Genomic DNA, 6910 nt, shown 5'->3' with positions numbered 1-6910 from the left:
AGGCTGGGCCGGAGGTCAGCGGCGGCTCGGAGTGCAGGCGCTCGCCGTCGTCGTCGGGACCGGCGCCCGCCCCGACACCCCGGTCGCCACCCTCGACGGACGGTCGCCGCTCGGAGCCGAGATTCGCGAACTGGGATTCGATGTCGTGTCCGACCTGGTGCCGGTCCCGTATCGACAGCTCAGGCAAACGGGTGTCCAGGTGGTCCGGGTGGATCCGCGCGACGGCGACCTCGTGGCGGCGGTCCGGCAGCCGAGTGTGAGCAGTCTGCCGTGGGCGCTCGGACGTCTGGTCGAGGGTCGGCGGCCGGCCTAGCTGGTCGGGTCAATCAGGGTGCCCGGGCCTACAACCGCTTGTGGATCGCCTCCGCGGCGGCCAGGAGGTCGGCCGCCCAGCGCACCCCGGGGCGTCGACCGATGCGATCCACTGGGCCCGAGACGGAAATCGCGGCCACGACGCTGCCCGCCGAGTCCCTGATCGGGGCCGAGATGGAGGCGACACCGGCCTCCCGCTCGGCGATCGACTGAGCCCACCCGCGTCGCCGGACCTCGGCCAGCTGCCGCTCGGTGTAGGTGGCGTCCGCCAGGAGGGCGCGCTGGGTGGCGGGGTCGGCCCACGCGGCCAGGACCTTCGCTCCCGACCCCCTGCTCATGGGCAGCACGGCCCCCACGGGGACGGTGTCCCGCAGGCCGGTGGGGGGCTCGGCCGAGGCGACGCAGATCCTCCGGTCGCCGTCGCGGCGATACACCTGGACGCTCTCCTCCGTCGCCTCGCGCAGGCGCGGCAGGACGCTGGACGCCGCTTCCGCCAGGGAGTCCGCGGCGTGGGAGGCGAGTTTCGCCAGCCCGGGACCGAGGCTCCACACCCCGGCGTCGTTCCGGGACAGGAGCTGGTGGATCTCGAGGCCCACCGCGAGCCGGTGGGCGGTGGCCCGGGGGAGCCCGGTGCGCTCGCAGAGGTCGGCGAGGACACACGGTTGCTCGGCCACCGCGTGGAGCACCGTCATGGCTTTGTCGAGGACTCCGATCCCGCTATACTGTCTCACAGTTCGACTATAGCGTCCTACATGGTGAGAATCCATCGGTTCGTCACCCGGGGCGGGTACTGGAGGCGTGATGAGTGTGACACCGTCCGGAGGCGCCCGGGGCCGAACCCTGGCGGAGAAGGTGTGGGACGACCACGTGGTGGTCCGGGGCGAGGGGGAGGGTGAAGCCCGACAACCGGACCTCATCTACATCGATCTCCACCTGATCCACGAGGTCACCAGCCCCCAGGCCTTCGACGGACTGCGGCTGGCGGGCCGCGGTCTGCGTCGTCCGGATCTCACCCTCGCGACCGAGGACCACAACGTCCCGACCGACATCATCGGTGGCGCCGTCGACCTCATCGCCGACCGCGTCTCGCGCACCCAGATCGAGACGCTGCGCACCAACTGTGAGGAGTTCGGCGTCCGGGCGTACCCGATGGGTGATCCGGGTCAGGGCATCGTCCACATCATCGGACCCCAGCTCGGGCTGACCCAACCCGGCATGACGGTCGTGTGCGGCGACTCCCACACCTCCACGCACGGTGCCTTCGGCTCCATCGCGATGGGTATCGGTACGTCCGAGGTCGAGCACGTCATGGCCACCCAGACGCTGTCGCTGCGGCCGTTCCGGACCATGGCCGTCACCGTCACCGGCGAGCTGCAGCCGGGGGTCTCGGCCAAGGACCTCATCCTCGCGGTGATCGCCCAGATCGGGACCGGCGGGGGACAGGGGCACATCATCGAGTACCGCGGAGAGGCCATCGAGAAGCTCTCGATGGAGGCGCGGATGACCATCTGCAACATGAGCATCGAAGCCGGCGCCAGGGCCGGGATGATCGCCCCGGACCAGACCACCTACGACTATCTGAAGGGGCGTCCACACGCTCCGGTGGGCGAGGAGTGGGACGCCGCGGTCGAGTACTGGAACGGTCTGAGGACCGACGACGACGCGGTGTTCGACACCGAGGTGGTGATCGACGGCTCGGCCCTCACCCCGTTCGTCACCTGGGGGACCAACCCCGGTCAGGGAGCGCCCCTCGGGTCCTCCGTCCCGCATCCGGAGTCCTTCGGGGACGAGAGCGACCGCATCGCCGCCGAGGGCGCGCTCGAGTACATGGATCTACAGGCCGGGACCCCTCTGCGTGAGATCCCCGTGGACGTGGTCTTCGTGGGGTCCTGCACCAACGGACGCATCGAGGACCTGAGGGCGGTGGCGGAGATCATCGAGGGCCGCGAGGTCGCCGACGGCGTGCGAATGCTGGTCGTCCCGGGATCGATGCAGGTGCGTCAGTTGGCCGAGCGGGAGGGCCTGGACGAGGTGTTCACCGCGTTCGGCGCCGAATGGCGTCAACCGGGCTGCTCGATGTGTCTCGGGATGAACCCGGACTCGCTGGAGCCGGGTCAGCGCTGCGCCTCGACCTCCAACCGCAACTTCGAGGGTCGCCAGGGCAAGGGCGCCCGGACCCATCTCGTCAGCCCGGCGGTCGCCGCGGCCACCGCCGTCGTCGGGCGGCTGGCCTCGCCCGCAGATCTCGAGCCCGCGAAGGGGGCCTGATCCACATGGAGCCGATCATCACCCACACCGGCATCGGGGCCCCGCTGCACCGGTCCAACGTGGACACCGACCAGATCATCCCCGCCGAGTACCTCAAGCGCGTCACACGCACCGGGTTCGAGGACGGACTCTTCTCGTCCTGGCGGGCGAACGAACCCGACTTCGTTCTCAACCGCGCCCCGTACGACCGGGCCTCCGTGCTCGTCGCGGGCCCGGACTTCGGCACCGGTTCATCCCGCGAGCACGCGGTGTGGGCACTGAAGGACTTCGGTTTCCGCGTGGTCATCTCCTCGCGGTTCGCCGACATATTCCGGGGAAACTCGGGCAAGTCCGGTCTGGTGGCAGCGCAGGTCGAGCAGCAGAACGTCGATCTGTTGTGGAAGATAATGGACGAGCGTCCTGGCATCGAGCTGACCGTCGACCTCGGGTCCAGGACCGTGACCGCGGGTGAGGTCACCGTCCCGTTCGAGATTGACGACTACACCCGGTGGCGTCTCATGGAGGGGCTGGACGACATCGGTCTCACGCTACGGAAAGCGGAGGCGATCGCCGAGTTCGAGACGCGTCGACCGTCGTTCAAGCCGGTCACCACCGTGCCCGGCCGGGGGTGACCGGCGGATCACGGAGGCTCGTCCGGAATGACCCCCGAGACGGCAACGTGTGAGTATGCTTATCTTCATGTGGCGCGGTTCTCTGCCGCGTCGGCGTACTCATCTCTAGGGGGACACCCGTGAACAAGGCCGATCTGATCGCCGAGCTGGCGGAACGGATGGACGGAGACCACCAGCTCGCCACAGAGGCGTTGGAGAACACTCTCGACATCATCGTGCGGGCGGTGGCGGCGGGTGAGTCGATCACCATCATGGGATTCGGCATCTTCGAGAAGCGCGCACGTGCGGCCAGGGTCGCGCGCAACCCGCACACCGGGGAGTCCATCCCGGTGCCGCCCACCTACTCGCCGGCGTTCCGTCCCGGTCAGTACTTCAAGTCCGTCGTGCAGGGCTCCGAGACGCTCCCCGAGGGCCGCCTCGCGGCTAAGCGCACGAGCTCGCACCAGTCCTTCGGCGGAGTCGGTAAGAACGGCGTGAACCACCGCGACAAGGTCGGCTGAGCGGCCGCCTCACCTCGCGGGGAGCGGGCTCGGGTAGTAGTCGGCGAACGTCAGCCTCCCGTCCGCGAACCCCAGCCCCCATGTCCCGGACTTCTTGGTGGAGGTGTCGGGCACGTCGAGCCCGGCCAGCCGGGACAGGTCCCCGATCAGCCCGGGTATGGCCGTCCCCTGCGAGCTCACCGCCGCGACACCGTCGCCGTCGGCGATCTCGATCAGTCTGGTGCGGGCGGCGACGGGGTCGTCGAGGTAGGCCTCGTCGCTCAGAGCCGGCTCGAGGCGTACCCCGACCCGCAGCTCGTCGGCGAGGGGGCCCACCGTCTGCTCGCAGCGCACCCGCGGAGCGCTGTACAGCCTACGGACACCGAACGCTCTGAGCATCGGTGCCAGGAGCTCGGCCTGGGTCCGTCCGGTCTTGTCGAGTGGACGCGCGGAGTCGTCCCCACTCCACTCGGAGCGGCTCCCCGCCTTGGCGTGTCGGACCAGCAGGAGCACCGAGTCCACCGGCCGGGCCGCGGAGAAGCGGCCGAGGATCTTCCGGTCCAGGCCGTACGAGACCACATCCCTGGCCTCCTCCACCGGAAGCCACCTGATCTCGTCGACCTCGGAATTCGGCTCGAAGTCACCCCCGGTCGCCCGAGCGGACCAGTAGGTGACCTCCTTTCTGGTGTTCTCCTTGAGGGGGTACGCGGTGGTCCCGATCCTCGATTCGAGGACGGCGGTGTGGCCCGTCTCCTCCTCGATCTCCCGCACCGCCGTCACCGGCAGCGATTCGCCGGGATCGACCTTCCCCTTGGGCAGCGACCAGTCGTCGTACCGGGGACGGTGGACCACGGCGCAGCGGGCCTCCCCGTTCTCCATGCGGTAGAGGACCGCTCCCGCAGCGGGGACGACCCTGACGCGGTCGCCACTGGTCGACTTCCTGCTCATCGGTCCCGGAATCCCGCGTGCACGGAGGCCATGCGCTCCTGGTGGTCGACCGAGTCGGACCGGTCCCCGGGGTCGGGCATCCGTGCCCAGGTGGCGTCGGGCCGCAGGTGGAAGCTGCGGGTGGCCGGGTCCAACGCGGAATCGAGGATGCGGTGGATCTGCACCTTGAGCCGGGGGTCGGTGACGGTGGTCATCACCTCGACGCGGCGGTCGAGGTTCCGGTGCATCATGTCGGCGCTGCCGATGAGCACCTCGTCGGCCCCTCGGAAGTTCAGGATCCGCGAGTGCTCGAGGAAGCGGCCGAGGATCGATCGGACGTGGATGTTCTCGCTGAGCCCGGGAACGCCGGCGCGCAGAGCGCAGATCCCGCGGACCACGATGTCCACCTGCACGCCCGCCTGTGAGGCACGGTAGAGGGCGTCGATGATCTGTTCGTCGACCAGTGCGTTGGCCTTGAGCCGGATGCCCGCCTCTCGTCCTTCGGCGGCGAAGCCGATCTCCCGGTCGATCCTCTCGATGATCCCCGAACGGATGCCCTCGGGCGCGACGAGCAGCCGCCGGTACTTGGACACGTTGGAGAACCCGGTGAGGTGGTTGAACAGGTCCGTCAGGTCCGACACGACGTCCTCGTCCGCGGTGAACAGCCCGACGTCCTCGTACAACCGCGCCGTCTTGGGGTTGTAGTTCCCGGTACCGATGTGGGCGTAACGCTGGAGCCGGTCGCCCTCTTTGCGCACCACGAGGCAGGTCTTGCAGTGCGTCTTGAGTCCCAGAAGCCCGTAGACCACGTGGACCCCGGCCTGTTCGAGCTCGCGTGCCCAGCGGATGTTGTTCTGCTCGTCGAACCGGGCCTTGATCTCGACCAGCGCCACCACCTGCTTGCCGGCCGCCGCCGCGTCCACGAGCGCGTTGACGATGGGGGAGTCGCCGGAGGTCCGGTAGAGGGTCTGCTTGATCGCCAGCACGTTGTCGTCCGCCGCGGCCTGCTCGATGAACCGCTGGACCGTGGTGGCGAACGAGTCGTAGGGGTGCTCGACCAGGACATCTCCCTCCTGGAGGGAGGCGAAGATGTTCCGGGCGGTCTCACGCTCGCCGAACGCCGGGGGAGTCGCGGGGACCATCGCCGGGTCCTTGAGGTCGGGCAGATCGAGGCCGTGGAGCTGCCACAGCCCCGTCAGGTCGAGCAGGCCCGAGAACCGGATCACGTCCTCCGAGTCCACATCGAGTTCGTGCTGCAGGATCCGGAGCATCCGGGAGGTCATGTCCTCCGCGATCTCCAGACGCACGGCGGATCCGAAGCGTCGGCGGGCGAGCTCGCGCTCGAGCGCCTGCAGCAGGTCCTCGTCACGATCCTCCTCGACCTCCATGTCCGCGTTGCGGGTCACACGGAAGACGTGGTGTTCCACCACCTCCATCCCCTGGAACAGATCGCCGAGGTGCGCGGCGATGATCTCCTCCGCCGGGACGAACGAGTACTCGTCCTCGACACCCCGGTCGACCCTGACGAACCGGGGCACGTTGTGGGGGATCTTGACCCGGGCGAAATGCTCCTGACCCGAACCGATGTCGCGGATGATCACCGCCAGGTTGAGGCTGAGCCCGGAGATGTAGGGGAAGGGGTGCGCGGGGTCCACGGCGAGGGGGGTGAGCACAGGGAAGATCGAGTTCCGGAACAGCTCCGCGAGCGAGAACTGCTCGTCGGAGGTCAACTCGCCCCAGGCCAGGATGCGGATCCCGTGGTCCTCGAGCTCCGGCCGGATCTCGTCGTGGAACAACCGGGTCTGCTCGTCGCAGAGTTCCCGCGTGCGGACGCTGATGCGGCCGAGCTGCTCGGCCGGGGTCTGTCCGTCGGCGGACCTGACCGACAGCCCCGTCTTGTCGCGGCGCTTGAGGCCGGCCACCCGCACCATGTAGAACTCGTCCAGATTCGACGCGAAGATCGCGAGGAACTTGGCCCTCTCGAGTAGCGGCAGATCCTTCTCGCCCGCCAGGGCCAACACCCGGGCATTGAAATCGAGCCAGCTGAGTTCTCGGTTGAGGTAGCGGTCACGGGGTCGGGGGAGTTGCTCGAGCACGGGATCGTCTGCGGTCACCGGACCATTGTTGCCGATACACCCGCGGCGTGAGGACGTTGACATTCGGAGGGGGTCCCGATCACGGCGGCGGTGGCCTCGCCCACCGACCGCCCGGCCAACGCCAGGACGTCCTCGGGGGTGTCGACGTCGCGACCGGACGCGCCCGACGGGTCGGCGCCCTCGAGCGCCACCGCGCCACCCTCGGAGACGTGTCGAG

General features: G+C 69.0%; 6 protein-coding genes and 2 pseudogenes. 4 read left to right on the top strand and 4 right to left on the bottom strand.

From position 1 onward, the window contains the following. A pseudogene (locus IY392_RS00760) lies at window positions 1-313 on the top strand (ABC transporter substrate-binding protein); the annotation flags it as partial. A 28-nt stretch (window positions 314-341) separates the two neighbouring features. Here IY392_RS00760 and IY392_RS00755 read toward each other — a convergent pair. Next, the gene (locus IY392_RS00755) at window positions 342-1043 is read right to left on the bottom strand and encodes an IclR family transcriptional regulator (protein WP_194860269.1); all 702 of its coding nucleotides are present in this window, start codon (window positions 1041-1043) and stop codon (window positions 342-344) included. 70 nt (window positions 1044-1113) lie between these two features. Between IY392_RS00755 and leuC the strand changes: the two genes are divergently transcribed. The 3 genes from leuC to IY392_RS00740 all read left to right on the top strand — a co-directional run bounded on the left by leuC (window position 1114) and on the right by IY392_RS00740 (window position 3691). Beyond that, entirely contained in the window at window positions 1114-2580 is a 1467-nt protein-coding gene (gene leuC, locus IY392_RS00750; protein ID WP_107756676.1) for a 3-isopropylmalate dehydratase large subunit, read from the top strand. A 5-nt stretch (window positions 2581-2585) separates the two neighbouring features. Further along, on the top strand, window positions 2586-3191 hold the full coding sequence (gene leuD / locus IY392_RS00745) for a 3-isopropylmalate dehydratase small subunit (protein WP_107756675.1): 606 nt from the start codon (window positions 2586-2588) through the stop codon (window positions 3189-3191). Between the two features lie 119 nt (window positions 3192-3310). Beyond that, window positions 3311-3691: an HU family DNA-binding protein gene (locus IY392_RS00740; RefSeq protein WP_107756674.1), complete on the top strand. Its 381-nt coding sequence runs from the start codon at window positions 3311-3313 to the stop codon at window positions 3689-3691. Window positions 3692-3700: 9 nt separating this feature from the next. On the opposite strand, the gene IY392_RS00735 is transcribed toward IY392_RS00740, so the two are convergent. The 3 genes and pseudogenes from IY392_RS00735 to IY392_RS00725 form a co-directional block, all read right to left on the bottom strand. Continuing rightward, window positions 3701-4618: an NUDIX hydrolase gene (locus tag IY392_RS00735; protein ID WP_107756673.1), complete on the bottom strand. Its 918-nt coding sequence runs from the start codon at window positions 4616-4618 to the stop codon at window positions 3701-3703. Beyond that, a complete protein-coding gene (locus IY392_RS00730) occupies window positions 4615-6756 on the bottom strand; it encodes an RNA degradosome polyphosphate kinase (protein WP_228548856.1) in 2142 nt (713 codons plus the stop codon). The genes IY392_RS00735 and IY392_RS00730 overlap by 4 nt, the downstream gene beginning before the upstream one ends. After that, window positions 6708-6910 (bottom strand): annotated as a pseudogene (locus tag IY392_RS00725) (2-phospho-L-lactate guanylyltransferase); the annotation flags it as partial. The pseudogene IY392_RS00725 and the gene IY392_RS00730, both read right to left, overlap by 49 nt.

Origin of the sequence: Dietzia sp. SYD-A1, from assembly GCF_015356725.1 — a bacterium.
Classification (GTDB): domain Bacteria; phylum Actinomycetota; class Actinomycetes; order Mycobacteriales; family Mycobacteriaceae; genus Dietzia.
The sequence above is the reverse complement of the archived record's forward strand: the minus strand, read 5'-3'. Positions and strand labels throughout refer to the sequence as shown.